This window comes from Sulfurimonas sp. hsl 1-7 (assembly GCF_030577135.1).
GTDB lineage: Bacteria > Campylobacterota > Campylobacteria > Campylobacterales > Sulfurimonadaceae > Sulfurimonas > Sulfurimonas microaerophilus.
The window spans coordinates 151,750-165,403 of the sequence record NZ_JAUIRR010000005.1; the positions used below are offsets into that span (position 1 = coordinate 151,750).

Genomic DNA, 13,654 nt, shown 5'->3' on the forward strand with positions numbered 1-13,654 from the left:
TAAAATCTATATTGGGATGGTTGAGTAATGGCATTTTTTGGGTCTAAGAAAAAACAGCAATCTGTAAAGAAAGTTCGTCCGACTGTAATAAGAACTCAAAATGTTGCTAAAGAGATCTTCAGCCTGGCAAAATCTTACGAAATTGACCCAGAACAATTAGATTTTAACCTTCTTGGTGTACAAACCTATACGAGAGTTGCTGCTGAAGGCCAAGACCTGGAATGGGAAGAAGTTTCTCCCGGTTCACTTCACGAGCTGGATGATGGTGAGGCACTCCTTAACCCTGAATTTCAAATCAGGCAAACATATGAGATCGAAGTATTTTCAAAAGATAAAAGTAGTGAACATATATGTGACGAATTTAAAACTGCAGTAGGGGCAAACGCTACAAAGTGTAAAGTATATTTGAGTATTTCTGAGGGTTCAAAACTAACTTATGTTGAGAATCTTGAGCATATTTTAAAGACTTTGATTGATAAAAAAAAGATTCGTGCGGGTATCTTAATCGGTATATTTGATGAGATGGTAGATGACCTGGTTTCTAAACTGTCGGCTTCATCAAGAATTAACGGTGTATTGGAGTTTTCCAAGAGAGAAACACATCTGATTGCAGAAGGGTTTGAACCTACAGCAACAATCAATGATGCCCTCATACTTCACTATGAAACTCATAACGAAGTAGATGACAATTCAAAAGTAGATTATGCCTCTCGTGGATTTATTCAAAGTGTCAAAGAGGGTGAACTTCTTATAGAATACCAAAAACCGAAAAACGGAAAATACGGGAGAAACTGCCGCGGTGAATTTATGCAACCCGCTGATCCTATAGTTTCAAATGAACCCACTTTTAATGTTGAAGATACTATAAAGGTTGTTGAGACTCCGGATTCTATCAAGTATATAGCCAAAGAGAACGGATACATAGCATTTGAAGATAATAAGTATATTATCAAGCAAGATGTAGATGTTTCAGAGATCAGTTTCAAAACAACAGGCTCGATTTCAAGCGGTGTTGACTCTGATGTTAATATTTCTGTAAAAGAGAGTGATGCTATTAAAGATGCCATAGGTACAGGTATGACGGTTGAAGTGAGTGAGATAGATATTGACGGAAACGTCGGCTCAAATGCAAAGGTTATAGCCAAGCGTGCGACAGTCGGTGGACAAACTCACCAATCGGCACTGGTTCGGGCTGATGAGTTGGATATCAATGTTCATAAAGGGCGTGCCGAAGGGAAAAATATCCATATCACACGCTTGGAACATGGATATGTCAAAGGTGAAGATGTAGAGATTGCACAAGCATTAGGCGGTAATATATTCGGTAAAAACATTGTATTGGATGTGTGTACATCACACGTAAAAGCAACAGCTACGAAACTTATCGAGATAAAAAAACTTCACGGAAGTGAGAACACTTTTACAATCGATCCAAAACTTAGTGAGGATGTGCAAAAAGATCTTAAAAACAATGAAGATACAATCAAAGAACTTGAAGTTGAGATACGTGAGCTAAAAAAAGAGGTTGAAAAATATACAAAGCTTGTTAAAGACGGAACACCTGCATTTTTAGATATTAAAAAAAGACTTGTTCATTATAAGAAAAACGGGGTGAAGATGCCTGAAGCGTTTGTGAAGAAATATAAACAGTTTCAAGCGATGCAGGAACAACTCAAAAGTTTAGAAGAGAAGCTAGTGAAACAGCAGGACCACTTAAATCTGCTCGGCTCAAAAGTTTCCAGTTTTCAAGATAATATCTTCGATGCCAGAATTATTAACAGAGGTGAGTGGATAGGCTACAACGAGATCAAGTTTAAACTTGTTGAACCCCCTATAGAACTTGTTTATAAACCTACCGAAGGTTCAGAAGAGAAGATTTTTGGACTCAAAGAGTTAGAAAGCGGCGAATATGTTATTCGTGCACTTATAGACTAAAAAGGAAAATATTTTTTAATGATAGTTGGATTACAAGGGAATGTCGTTTATAAAGAACCGAGTTTTGTACATATAGATGTAAACGGTGTAGTATATGAGGTGTTTATATCGCTTCAAACATTTTCTGCACTTCCAAAGGAAAAAGTATCGATTTACACGATGCAGATATTTCGTGAAGATGCACAGCTGCTATTTGGCTTTTTAGATATGGCTGAAAAGAAGATGTTTGAAAGACTTATAAAAATTAACGGTGTAGGGCCGAAAGTGGCTATGGCAATCTGCTCAACTTATACACCTTCTCAGTTTGCAGTTGTGATTAACAACAGTGACATTAACGGTGTGAAAAAAGTACCGGGAATCGGACCAAAAAGTGCAGGGCGTATCTTAGTAGAACTTAACGGTTTTGATACTGAACTTTTACAACAAACAGAGACTCACGCAGAAGGCTCTAATACACAAGCATATGCACAGGCAAGTGAAGCGTTAGAAGCTTTAGGATTTAAGAAAGACAAAATCTCTAAAGCTCTCTCTTCATTAGACGGCGATGATACTGCCAGCCTTGTAAAAGGTGCTTTAAAATTATTACAAACAATTTGATAAAAGGATAGATATATTGAAATTAACTATATTATTTGGTGGAGCTAGTTTTGAACATGAAATTAGCATTGTAAGTGCGATCACATTAAAAGAGAAATTATCAAATTTTGATCTGACATTTATTTTTTGCGACAGCGATCATACTTTTTATCTTGTAGAACCTTCAAAAATGAAAGCGATCACTTTCTCAAGAGGCGAGCATAAAAAAATGGCTAAGCTTTCACTGACTCAAGGTTCTTTTGTGCAAAAGTCCCTCTTTGGAAAAACTGAGCATACTAACGTTGTTTTAAATCTTATTCACGGTGGCGACGGTGAAGACGGTACTATCTCATCTTTACTCGATTTTTATGCGATCAAATATATCGGGCCTCGTACTGATGCTTCTGTGTTTTCTTTCGATAAAGTGTATACAAAATACTTGTGTGATGCGATCGGTGTAAAAAGTGTACCGTATGAAGTACTTAAAAAATCAGAACAAAAAGATATCACTTTAGGGTATCCGGTAATTGTAAAACCGGCTCGTCTTGGAAGTTCGATCGGTGTGAGTATAGTAAAAGATGAATCTGAGATGGATTATGCACTCGATACTGCTTTTGAATTTGACGATACGGTTTTAGTTGAACCGTTTTTAGAGGGTGTAAAAGAGTACAATTTAGCAGGTTACAAATCTGCTAAAGAGATAAAGTTTTCAATTGTTGAAGAGCCTCACAAAGAGGAGTTTTTAGACTTTGAAAAAAAATATATGGATTTCTCAAGAAGTGAGCAGGTTCTAAAAGCGGAGATCCCAGAAGATCTTGTTTTAAGACTGCAAACGAACTTTAAAAAAGTATATGACGGCTTGTTTGAGGGAGCACTGATCCGTTGTGACTTCTTTGTTCACAATGATGAGGTACTGCTAAATGAAATCAATCCTATCCCTGGAAGTATGGCAAACTATCTTTTTGAAGATTTTGCAACTGCAATAGAGGAACTAAGCGGATCACTTCCTGAGAAAAAAACAATTAGTGCAAGTTACGAATATATTCACTCAATTTCAAAAGCAAAAGGGAAATAGATGGCGGTAAAGTCTATTCAGCATAAGCAACATACATTTGATATAAGTTACGAGATTGTTAATCCAAACGGTAAAGTTGATCTTATCGTTTTACACGGTTGGGGCAGTAACAAAGAACTTATGAAAAAAACTTTTGCAAAAGAGATGGACAGTTTTAGACATATCTATATCGATCTGCCGGGATTTGGAAAATCAACTTGTCCTATGGCACTTACAACTGCCGATGTTGCAAGAATAGTAGAGCTGTTAATGATCCATATGAATGCCTCAAAAGATATCATTATGGGACATTCTTTCGGAGGTAAAGTAGCTTTATTACTAGAGCCGAAAGTGTTGGTACTATTATCTAGTGCCGGTATATATATACCAAAACCGTTAAAAATAAGAGCGAAAATATTACTTTTTAAAGCACTTAAAAATTTAGGCTTTACAAAACTAAGAGAGTTGTTTGTTGCCGATGATGCGAAAAAACTCTCAGAACATATGTATCAGACATTTAAAAACGTAGTTGATGAAGATTACAGTGATGAATTTTCAAAATATGAGGGCAAAGCACTTGTATGTTGGGGGAAAGCAGATACTGCTACTCCGCTTAGTTCAGGTCAGAAGATAGCATCACTTATTAAAAACTCCAGCTTTGAAGTGTATGACGGGGATCATTACTTTTTTATGCAGCAAAGTGACGACATAGCTCAAAAAATTGAAAAAACTTTTTTAGAAACATTAGGACACTAGATGGAAAACTATGAAACTTTAGTCGCTTTTGTAGTCAATATTCTTTTTGTATTAGTACTTGGTTGGTATCTGATCACAAACTTGCAATGGTACGATTATAAACTCTCTCGTGTAGTTTTAAAACACCATAAAAGCCATTGGCATCTTATCTATTTTATCATCCCTTTTATAGCGTACTATACAACGGGTAATTTTTTTACGATTTTCTTTGTTTTTGCGGTACTGCCTGCTATATTTTTATGGCATAAAAAGCTTGATAAAAAGTTGGTACTTACATGGAGGGTGAAAAGATTTTTGATCCTTCTAATCGGTCTTGTATTTTTTCAAGACATCTTATGTACGTTAAAAGAGGGTTGTGCTACCTATGGTGTTATTATGCCTTTAGCGGTAGCTTATATAGGGAGTACATTAATCGAGAAGTATCTTTTTGCCGTTTATACGAAACAGGCTAAAGATAAACTCTCATCTATGAAAGATCTGGAAATTGTGTGTATTACCGGTAGTTACGGTAAAACAAGTATTAAAAATTTTGTAGCACAGATCTTGGCACACAAGTTCAATGTTTATGCAACTCCAAGAAGTGTTAACACTATCGGCGGACTTGTAGCTGATGTTAATAATAGTCTGCCGCAGGGTACAGAGGTGTATGTATCAGAAGCAGGTGCACGTGAGAGTGGTGATATCTATACGATCACAAACTTTTTAGAGCCTCAAACCGTAGTTGTTGGGCGTGTTGGTGAAGCACATATAGAGTACTTTAAATCACTCAAAAATATTATCGCAACGAAACTAGAGATTATGCAATCACCTAGACTTAAAAATGCTTATATTCATACATCGGTAACGAATGAACCACATGAAAAAGTGACTTTTTTCGGAGATGAGATCAGTGATGTTGTCGCAGATGTAAACGGGATAGATTTCACGATCGAACTCGACGGTGAAAAGCTTACTTTACATACGGATATATTAGGTGGTTTTCAAACAATGAATATCGCTGTTGCTATCCGCATCGCAAAACAGTTTGGCATGAGTAACGAAGAGATTAAAAAAGCGGTTGCAAACTTGAAACCGGTAGAACACCGTCTTCAAAAGATCGAGGCGGGTGGAAAAATAATTATAGATGACGGTTACAACGGAAATATTGATGGTATGCTTGAGGGGGTAAGACTTTGTTCCCTTCACTCAGGAGATAAAGTTATCGTAACACCGGGCTTAGTTGAGAGTAGTGATGAGCTTAACCTCAAACTTATTGAAGCGATCAATAAGGTGTTTGATACGGTAATTGTAACAGGTGCACTAAATGCTGATCTTTTCGATAAGAACCTGAATGTTAAACACAAGTTTCTTTTAGCGGACAAGTCAAAACTTACAGACCTTTTGGCAAAACAGACAAAGGCAGGGGATATCATTCTTTTTGCGAATGATGCACCAAACTTTATATAATGAAATTGATCGATAGTTTAACAAGATATATCTCATTTTTTACCGCTTTTATTATGGCTGCACTTGTAGTACTTGTAGTGTATGATGCAACCCTGAGATACCTTTTCTCGGAAGGTTCAACTGCATTACAAGAGTTGCAATGGCATTTTTTTGATGTCGTAATTCTACTGAGTATCGCCTATACCCTCAAACATAATGCACATGTGCGGGTAGATATTTTTTACGATAAATTTTCTCGTAAAAAACAGTTGACAGTTAATCTTTTGGCATATATATTTTTCATCCTCCCTTTTGCTTTTTTAATCATCTATATCTCTCTTAGTTTTGTAGAGATGAGTTTTGCACAAAATGAAGCTTCAAGTGATCCCGGAGGTCTTCCTTACAGATGGATCGTAAAATCGTTAATACCTTTATCGTTTGGATTGGTGGTATTACAAACAATAAAAGAGATTGTGACTGACTTTCAAGAGTGGAGAAGTTTATGATAGCACTGATAATGTTCTTAGTCGCGCTAGCTCTTTTGCTCTTTGGGATTCCGGTTGCTTTTGCATTTGGTGCAGTTGCAATAATGTTTGCTTTTTTTACGCCTGATATCGGTTTTGAAGTGTTTAATATCTTACCGTTTAGAATCTACGGGATTATGAGCAACTCCACGTTAATGGCTGTACCGCTGTTTATAATGATGGGACTTATTTTAGAAAAGTCGGGGATGGCTGAAAAGCTTTTACTCTCAATGTCTTCACTTTTTAAAGGTGTACGCGGCGGACTAGGTGTGAGTGTAGTGCTTGTAGGTGCTATTCTTGCTGCTTCAACGGGAATCGTCTCTGCCAGCGTTGTGATGATGAGTGTAATCGCACTACCGTTAATGCTTAAAGCCGGATACGATAAATCCCTGGCGAGCGGTACGATTGCTTCAAGCGGAACACTTGGACAGATTATCCCTCCGTCTATAATATTAATCGTTCTTGGTGATGTGATGAGTGTGAGTGTCGGTGAGTTGTTTATGGGTGCCGTGTTACCGGGACTTGTACTTGTCGGATTGTATATCGCTTATATTTTAATTCGCGCATTTATAAATAAAGAAGATGCACCGGCATTGGTGAGTGAAGAGAAAACTTCTGTTTTTGAACTACTGCAAGCGATTATTCCACCGCTTCTTTTAATGGTAGCGGTTCTTGGGAGTATATTTGCCGGGATAGCATCACCGACTGAATCAGCTGCTTTTGGAGTTATTGGCGGATTTATCTTAGCAAGTTTCAACCGTACTTTAAGTGTTAAGATGATCAAGTACGCACTCTATGAAACGATGAAGCTAAGCGGAATGATCTTTATGATCTTAATCGGTGCAACTGCTTTTTCACTTGTTTTTAACGAACTTGGAGGAACTGATCTTATTCTAGAATTTTTCTCAGAAGATATAGGTGATGTTTGGGTGTTTATAGTTATTGCAATGCTGAGTATTTTTATACTCGGTTTTTTCATAGACTTTATAGAGATCAGTTTTATAATAGTGCCTATACTTGTCCCTGTAATGCATGCTTTTGGAATAGACCCTATCTGGTTTGCAATTTTAATAGCACTCAACCTGCAAGCCTCATTTTTAACACCTCCGTTTGGACTGAGTCTTTTCTTCTTAAAAGGTGCTGCAAAAGATAGTGTAACAACTATGCAGATATACAAAGGGGTGATTCCTTTTATTTTATTGCAGTTAGTCGCACTGTCACTTGTAATTCTTTTCCCTGATTTGGTATTTGCTTTTATTTAAAAAAGAACACGATATAATCTTTGTAAAAAAGGGAAAATGTGGAAGATATTTTATATGCACCTTGGCGTGATGAATATGTAACAAATGAGAAGATCGAAGGGTGTGTATTTTGTCATATAAGTTCACATTCCCAAGATGATGAAAAACTACATGTTGTTTACAGGGATGAACACTGTTTTATCGTTATGAATAGATATCCTTACACTCCAGGGCACTTTATGATAATCCCCCACAAACATACAGACAAGCTAGAAGATTTAGAAAGTGATGTTTGGCTTCATATGACAGCTTTGGCACAAAAAGGTGTAAAACTTTTAAAAGAGGGGTTTGGTGCTCATGGTGTCAACATTGGAATGAACTTGGGAAAGGCAGGTGGAGCAGGGATAGCAGAACATATACACCTCCATTTAGTGCCGCGCTGGGAGCGAGATACTAACTTTATAACTTCGATCGCAAACAACCGTGTATACTCTACAGATTTTGAAAAGATTTATAAGAAAATCAAAAAACTATCACAAGAGTATATTTAAGCGCAAAAATTCAAAACCATTTAATACAAAAGTGCTATAATTTTGCCGGACAATTTTATAATAAAATTAAGGAAAATTTATGCAAAGAAGAGAGTTCCTAAAAAGTTCTCTTGTAGCTTCAGCAGCTGTTCTTGGCAGTACTGCTTTATCTGCGGGCGAAACGACACAACCAATTGATGGTAGAAAAGTCTCAAAAATGGCTTTTCCTGAAAAAAAACCACTTATTACATACTCTGATAGACCACCACTTTTAGAATCACCAAGAGGTGTATTTACTCAAGGATTAACACCAAATGATGAGTTCTTTGTAAGATGGCACTTACCGGAGATTCCACTTCATAACGATCCAGATAACTATACTATTAAAGTTAACGGTTTAGTTGACAAAGAGTTAGAGATCTCATTAAAAGAGCTAAAAACTGAATTTGAACAAGTTGAAGTAACAGCAGTTCTTCAGTGTGGTGGTAACTCACGTTCAGCATTCCATCCAATTGCAGGTGGTATCCAATGGGGTAGCGGTGCTATGGGATGTGCTAAATGGAAAGGTGTAAGACTTCGTGACGTTCTTAACCGTGCCGGTATGAAAAAAGAAGCACACTTTATTGGCTTTAACGGAAAAGACAATGCAGCTTACTATGAAACACCAAACTTTGTTCGTGAGATTGAGACACATGAACTTGATGATCATGTTATCCTTGCTTATGAGATGAACGGTGAAGATCTTCCTTACTTAAATGGTTATCCACTACGTCTTGTAATGCCTGGATACTATTCAGATAGCTGGGTTAAGATGTTAAGTGATATTACAGTGACAGATAAATATAAATCTCTTTTCTTTATGGATGTTGCTTATCGTATTCCTGACAATGAATGTGAGTGTGAAGAGCCTGATAACAAGTTCAAGCCTACAAAACCTATTACACATATGAATGTAAAATCTGTAATCGGTTACCCTGAAAACGGAATGAAGGTATATCACAATTCTCATTTAGTTGTTCGTGGTGTTGCATTTGATGACGGTACGGGTATCAGAGACGTTATGATCTCAACTGACGAAGGTAAAACTTGGGAAAAAGCACTGCTTAAACAAGGAAACGGTCGTTACTCATATACTGAATTCAGATATGCATTTAAACCAAATAAATACGGTAAATTATCATTTATGGCAAAAGCTATCAACCGTTTAGGTGAAGAGCAACCATTTGCAAAAGATATCAAATGGAACCACGGTGGATACAAATATAACGGTATCGATGTAGTTACAGTTGAAGTAGTGTAAGGGTAGGTTATGAAAAAAATATTATTATTAGCAGTTTTATCGGTTGGTTCACTTTTTGCACAGGTAAAAGGTGATGTTGAAGTTCCTTACATAGCATATGAGATCAAAATGGGTAAAGGTTTTGATGCTATTCAGGCAAATTGTCTTATGTGTCACTCTTTTGGTTATATCATTAACCAAGGGCCACAGTCAAAAGAGTTTTGGCATAAAAAAGTGGATAAAATGATTACACACTTTAAAGCACCAATTACAGATGAAGATGTAGAAATTTGTACTGAGTACCTATTTGAGCATTACGGTAATGGTAAGTTAAAATAAAGAGAAGCTTTTAGCTCTCTTTATCTCCTCCCTTTTTAGATCTTAAAACAAAGAAAAAAATCCCCGCAATTACTAAAAAAATTCCCACTCTAATTGTTAATGTTGTAAAGTCTGTCGTATCGTTCATTTTATATCCTATTATAATCTTAGACGTATTATATAAATTTTTAGTATATAAAAAAGTAAAAGAGATACTTGTATTTTAGTAGCTTAATATTTAAGCTATAAAGCACATTTTTCAAGAAGTTTTTATTGTATAATGTTACAAATTAATTTTGGAGAATAAAATGAAATTATTTGTAAAAGTAACTTCTATATTAGGCTTAATGCTAATGATTGGATGTTCAAACAGTTCTAACGAACTTCGTCCTGTTAACGGCGGTGTATGTAATAATCCTGCTTGTAAATGTGTAAAGCCTTGTCAATGTGGTGCAGGTTGTCAGTGTGGTCAAAACGGCAACTCTAAAACTATGGCTGATGATACGGTAAAATAGTAAAACCTAATGCAGGGAAAGTTTCCTGCATTAATAAAACCATATTTGACATATCTTCAAAATATATACATTTTATGTATATGAAATTGTGGATGTCTAAAATGAAACAAATAGTTAGTAATTTAAAAAGAAATATCTTTATAACCGTAGTAACAACGATAGCTTTACCTATCGTAGTCGGCTATCTCTTAAATAGATATTTTCCTATAAACTTTGTAAATATTCCCCTTCATTCTGCTTTAGAAGTAGCAGGCGGAACTATCGCTATTATTATCTCTTTAATTATCTTTTTAAAATATGAAAGCAAACATGTTTTTAATCATTACAATTATACAACCATAGCACTGTTAAGTATGGGTATTATCGATATTTTTCATGGAATTATGATGCCTGGAAAGTTATTTGTATGGCTGCATTCATCTGCTGTATTCTTCGGAGGGATGTTTTTTATGCTTGTTTGGATGAAGCAGAAGAAAACATCAAAACAAACATATAAGCTAGTGCCCGTTTCCGTAATCGTATTTGCTATACTATTTTCTCTATTTTCGATTATTTATTCGGAATATGTTCCTGATATGATTGATCCGGATAAATCTTTTAGTAGCGTTTCAAACTTCTTGAACATAGCAGGTGGATTGGGCTTCTTTGTTGCATCAATTAAGTTTCTTAAAGAGTATCTTTATACACAAAAATTCGATGAGATACTATTTGCCGGACACTGTATGTTATTCGGTATTGCAGGTGTCTTATTTACATCTTCGCTTCTATGGGATATGCAGTGGTGGTTATGGCATATATTAAGATTCTCTGCTTACATTATTGCCCTTTATTTTTTGTATTTAGAGTTTAATAAAGATATACAGCTCATTGAAAATAAAAATAGGGAACTGGAACTAGCTGATAAAAAAATAGGCCAATATCTTAGCATACTAGACAAAAATGTAATAACATCGACTACAGATCTTAAGGGAGATATTATTGATGTATCGGAAGCTTTTTGTAAAATTAGCGGCTATACAAAACAAGAATTAATAGGTCATTCACATAATATTGTAAGACATCCAGACATGCCGTCAAGTATATATAAAGAGGTATGGAATACATTACATCAAGGTAAAACATGGCGGGGTGAAATTAAAAACAGAAAAAAAGACGGCTCAGCCTATTGGGTAGACACTAATATTACACCTGTATATGACGAACATGGAAAAAAAGTTGGATATACAGCAGTTAGACAGGATATAACAAATAAAAAAAGAATTGAAGAGATATCTATTAGAGATGGTTTGACAAATATATTTAATAGAAGATATTTTAATGAACTATTTCCAAAATATATAAATATGGCAAAACGTAAAAATGAACTTATCTCATTTCTAATTTTAGATATAGATCATTTTAAAGAGTACAATGATACGTATGGACATCAAAAGGGTGATGAAGTACTTATAACGGTTGCACAAACACTTAAAAAATCTCTGAAAAGAGCTGATGACTTTTGTTTTAGATTGGGCGGTGAAGAGTTTGGAATATTATTTAGTGTTGAAACAAAAGAGAAAGCAGCTTTATTTTCAGATGAAATTAGAGAAAATATTGAAAATTTGAAAATTGAACATGAACATAATAGTGCAAGTCAATATATCACCATATCTCTAGGGGTAGTATCTAGATACGCAAAGGATATTTCTCAACCTGAAAAAATTTATGCAGAAGCTGATAAACTACTGTATAAAGCGAAAAAAAGCGGTAGAAATAAAGTTTCTTCAGAATAAAAAATGTGATAAGTAAAAATGATTTTTTGATGTGTGGATGGGGTAGAGGGATTCGAACCCCCGAATATCGGTACCAAAAACCGAGGCCTTACCGCTTGGCGATACCCCAATATATTAATATGTATGCGAAAGTTTAGTTTGGTTGCGGAAGCTGGATTTGAACCAGCGACCTTCGGGTTATGAGCCCGACGAGCTACCGAACTGCTCTATTCCGCGGTGTTTCAAAGACTTCTGTTTGTCTTTGTAGGCGGAATTATAGACGATTTTTTTTTCTATGTCAAGAGTTTTTTGAAAAAATTTCAAATTTCTTTTTGAACTACAATTAATCAATAATTTTATATAATATATGTAACAAAATAAAAAGAGATATAATGACACCAATTGATAGAGTTTTAAAAGCTATAGAAGAGATAAAAAAAGGAAATATGGTCATCATGTGTGATGACGAAGATAGAGAGAATGAAGGTGATCTAGTTTATGCAGCAGCATTTTCTACTCCGGAACATGTGAATTTTATGGCAACACACGCACGTGGCCTTATATGTGTAGCACTTTCAAGACAAATTGCCAATAGACTTGAACTGAATCCTATGGTGAGTTCAAATACTTCATCGTATGAAACGGCATTTACGGTTTCAGTAGATGCTACTACCGCAACAACAGGTATATCTGCCAAAGAGAGAGATGATACGATCAAAATACTTGCAAATCCAATTTCAAAAAGTGAAGAGCTTGTACGTCCCGGGCATATATTTCCGCTAATTGCAAAAGAGGGTGGTACATTAGTAAGAACAGGACATACTGAAGGTTCTGTTGATTTGTGTCGTTTAGCAGGATTAAGTGAAGCAGGTGTTATTTGTGAGATCATTAAAGAAGATGGAACAATGGCAAGACGTGATGACCTGGATATTTTTGCAAAAGAGCACAATCTTCATACTGTATTTATCTCCGATTTAGTTGAGTACCGTTTGGCAAATGAATCACTTGTAAAAGAGTTACAAGTTGAAGAAGTAGAGTTTTTTGGAGTAAAAGTAAATCGCCATACCTTTGAGGACCATGACGGCATTAACCATACGGCAATCTCATTTTACAATCCAAAACAGATCGCAAATGTAAGGGTACATAATGTAGTTCCGGACTGTGAACTTCTTTTAAATCAGGATAAATATAATCACTTGATTCACTCTATAGAGTATCTTAAGAAAAACAGCGGACTTTTAGTATTTATAAATAAAACACACCATCAAGATAATTCAGCTCCAAAAGAGTTCGGAATCGGTGCACAGATCATCAAACACTTCGGAATCTCTAAAATGAACTTGATCTCATCGATGAAAAAAACAGATTTTGTGGGGCTAAGTGGTTTTGGACTCGAAGTGAACGAGCTTGTGAATGTTTAAGTATAAGAGGGTGTAAAGCTCTAATAAGATAAACTATCTATATAGATAAAAATATTTTTTAACTGAAAAAGGTGCTTGTATTTGAAAGGAATAATTTTAGCAGGAGGAAGTGGGACGAGACTTTATCCAATTACAAGAAGTGTACTTTCTTGGTACGACTTTGCAAAAGAGATTATGCGTATGGCAAAGCTTGATTGTAAAATAAACCCAATTGAAACAAAAGAGTATCCAACACCGGCAATGCGCCCACACTATAGTTTACTAAATAAATCAAAAATCAAACAAACATTCAATATAGAGATACCATACTGGAAAGATTCACTAGATGA

14 protein-coding genes and 2 tRNA genes are annotated in these 13,654 nt (G+C 35.5%); 14 read left to right on the forward strand and 2 right to left on the reverse strand.

The genetic code is table 11. The features are described 5' to 3' along the window. Nucleotides 1-27 precede the first annotated feature (27 nt). The 12 genes from QWY88_RS10575 (at nt 28) to QWY88_RS10630 (ending at nt 11,925) form a co-directional block, all read left to right on the forward strand. Nucleotides 28-1,935, forward strand: a complete 1,908-nt coding sequence (locus tag QWY88_RS10575) for a flagellar assembly protein A (RefSeq protein ID WP_304546360.1) — start codon at nt 28-30, stop codon at nt 1,933-1,935. Between the two features lie 18 nt (nt 1,936-1,953). After that, nucleotides 1,954-2,532: a Holliday junction branch migration protein RuvA gene (gene ruvA, locus QWY88_RS10580; protein ID WP_304546361.1), complete on the forward strand. Its 579-nt coding sequence runs from the start codon at nt 1,954-1,956 to the stop codon at nt 2,530-2,532. Nucleotides 2,533-2,548: 16 nt separating this feature from the next. Beyond that, a complete protein-coding gene (locus QWY88_RS10585) occupies nt 2,549-3,586 on the forward strand; it encodes a D-alanine--D-alanine ligase (protein WP_304546362.1) in 1,038 nt (345 codons plus the stop codon). Beyond that, on the forward strand, nt 3,587-4,321 hold the full coding sequence (locus QWY88_RS10590) for an alpha/beta fold hydrolase (protein WP_304546363.1): 735 nt from the start codon (nt 3,587-3,589) through the stop codon (nt 4,319-4,321). Next, nucleotides 4,322-5,767: a Mur ligase family protein gene (locus QWY88_RS10595; protein WP_304546364.1), complete on the forward strand. Its 1,446-nt coding sequence runs from the start codon at nt 4,322-4,324 to the stop codon at nt 5,765-5,767. It abuts the gene before it with no gap. Further along, on the forward strand, nt 5,767-6,252 hold the full coding sequence (locus QWY88_RS10600) for a TRAP transporter small permease subunit (RefSeq protein ID WP_304546365.1): 486 nt from the start codon (nt 5,767-5,769) through the stop codon (nt 6,250-6,252). Before QWY88_RS10595 ends, QWY88_RS10600 begins: the two co-directional genes overlap by 1 nt. Further along, nucleotides 6,249-7,532 (forward strand): TRAP transporter large permease, encoded by a 1,284-nt coding sequence (locus tag QWY88_RS10605; RefSeq protein ID WP_304546366.1) that lies wholly within the window; start codon nt 6,249-6,251, stop codon nt 7,530-7,532. The genes QWY88_RS10600 and QWY88_RS10605 overlap by 4 nt, the downstream gene beginning before the upstream one ends. Nucleotides 7,533-7,570: 38 nt before the next feature. Further along, entirely contained in the window at nt 7,571-8,062 is a 492-nt protein-coding gene (locus QWY88_RS10610; protein ID WP_304546367.1) for an HIT family protein, read from the forward strand. 79 nt (nt 8,063-8,141) lie between these two features. Then, nucleotides 8,142-9,341: a molybdopterin-dependent oxidoreductase gene (locus tag QWY88_RS10615; RefSeq protein WP_304546368.1), complete on the forward strand. Its 1,200-nt coding sequence runs from the start codon at nt 8,142-8,144 to the stop codon at nt 9,339-9,341. Nucleotides 9,342-9,350: 9 nt separating this feature from the next. Then, nucleotides 9,351-9,659 (forward strand): sulfite:cytochrome C oxidoreductase subunit B, encoded by a 309-nt coding sequence (locus QWY88_RS10620; protein ID WP_304546369.1) that lies wholly within the window; start codon nt 9,351-9,353, stop codon nt 9,657-9,659. Nucleotides 9,660-9,946: 287 nt separating this feature from the next. Then, nucleotides 9,947-10,153: a hypothetical protein gene (locus tag QWY88_RS10625; protein ID WP_304546370.1), complete on the forward strand. Its 207-nt coding sequence runs from the start codon at nt 9,947-9,949 to the stop codon at nt 10,151-10,153. Between the two features lie 101 nt (nt 10,154-10,254). Next, nucleotides 10,255-11,925, forward strand: a complete 1,671-nt coding sequence (locus tag QWY88_RS10630) for a GGDEF domain-containing protein (protein WP_304546371.1) — start codon at nt 10,255-10,257, stop codon at nt 11,923-11,925. 34 nt (nt 11,926-11,959) lie between these two features. On the opposite strand, the gene QWY88_RS10635 is transcribed toward QWY88_RS10630, so the two are convergent. Both QWY88_RS10635 and QWY88_RS10640 read right to left on the reverse strand, forming a co-directional pair. Next, nucleotides 11,960-12,034: transfer RNA gene (locus QWY88_RS10635), tRNA-Gln, on the reverse strand. Nucleotides 12,035-12,064: 30 nt separating this feature from the next. Then, a tRNA-Met gene (locus QWY88_RS10640) sits at nt 12,065-12,141 on the reverse strand. Nucleotides 12,142-12,296: 155 nt separating this feature from the next. On the opposite strand from QWY88_RS10640, the gene QWY88_RS10645 reads away from it, so the two are divergent. Both QWY88_RS10645 and QWY88_RS10650 read left to right on the forward strand, forming a co-directional pair. After that, nucleotides 12,297-13,325 (forward strand): bifunctional 3,4-dihydroxy-2-butanone 4-phosphate synthase/GTP cyclohydrolase II, encoded by a 1,029-nt coding sequence (locus QWY88_RS10645; protein ID WP_304546372.1) that lies wholly within the window; start codon nt 12,297-12,299, stop codon nt 13,323-13,325. 81 nt (nt 13,326-13,406) lie between these two features. Then, nucleotides 13,407-13,654, forward strand: a 248-nt coding sequence (locus tag QWY88_RS10650; protein ID WP_304546373.1) for a sugar nucleotide-binding protein, incomplete at its 3' end; no start/stop codon positions are given.

Bases quoted from the DNA above. Each gene is read 5' to 3' on its own strand.
- QWY88_RS10575 (WP_304546360.1), top strand. From the start codon at position 28: ATGGCATTTTTTGGGTCTAAGAAAAAACAGCAATCTGTAAAGAAAGTT.
- ruvA (WP_304546361.1), top strand. From the start codon at position 1,954: ATGATAGTTGGATTACAAGGGAATGTCGTTTATAAAGAACCGAGTTTT.
- QWY88_RS10590 (WP_304546363.1), top strand. From the start codon at position 3,587: ATGGCGGTAAAGTCTATTCAGCATAAGCAACATACATTTGATATAAGT.
- QWY88_RS10595 (WP_304546364.1), top strand. From the start codon at position 4,322: ATGGAAAACTATGAAACTTTAGTCGCTTTTGTAGTCAATATTCTTTTT.
- QWY88_RS10600 (WP_304546365.1), top strand. From the start codon at position 5,767: ATGAAATTGATCGATAGTTTAACAAGATATATCTCATTTTTTACCGCT.
- QWY88_RS10605 (WP_304546366.1), top strand. From the start codon at position 6,249: ATGATAGCACTGATAATGTTCTTAGTCGCGCTAGCTCTTTTGCTCTTT.
- QWY88_RS10615 (WP_304546368.1), top strand. From the start codon at position 8,142: ATGCAAAGAAGAGAGTTCCTAAAAAGTTCTCTTGTAGCTTCAGCAGCT.
- QWY88_RS10620 (WP_304546369.1), top strand. From the start codon at position 9,351: ATGAAAAAAATATTATTATTAGCAGTTTTATCGGTTGGTTCACTTTTT.
- QWY88_RS10625 (WP_304546370.1), top strand. From the start codon at position 9,947: ATGAAATTATTTGTAAAAGTAACTTCTATATTAGGCTTAATGCTAATG.
- QWY88_RS10630 (WP_304546371.1), top strand. From the start codon at position 10,255: ATGAAACAAATAGTTAGTAATTTAAAAAGAAATATCTTTATAACCGTA.
- QWY88_RS10645 (WP_304546372.1), top strand. From the start codon at position 12,297: ATGACACCAATTGATAGAGTTTTAAAAGCTATAGAAGAGATAAAAAAA.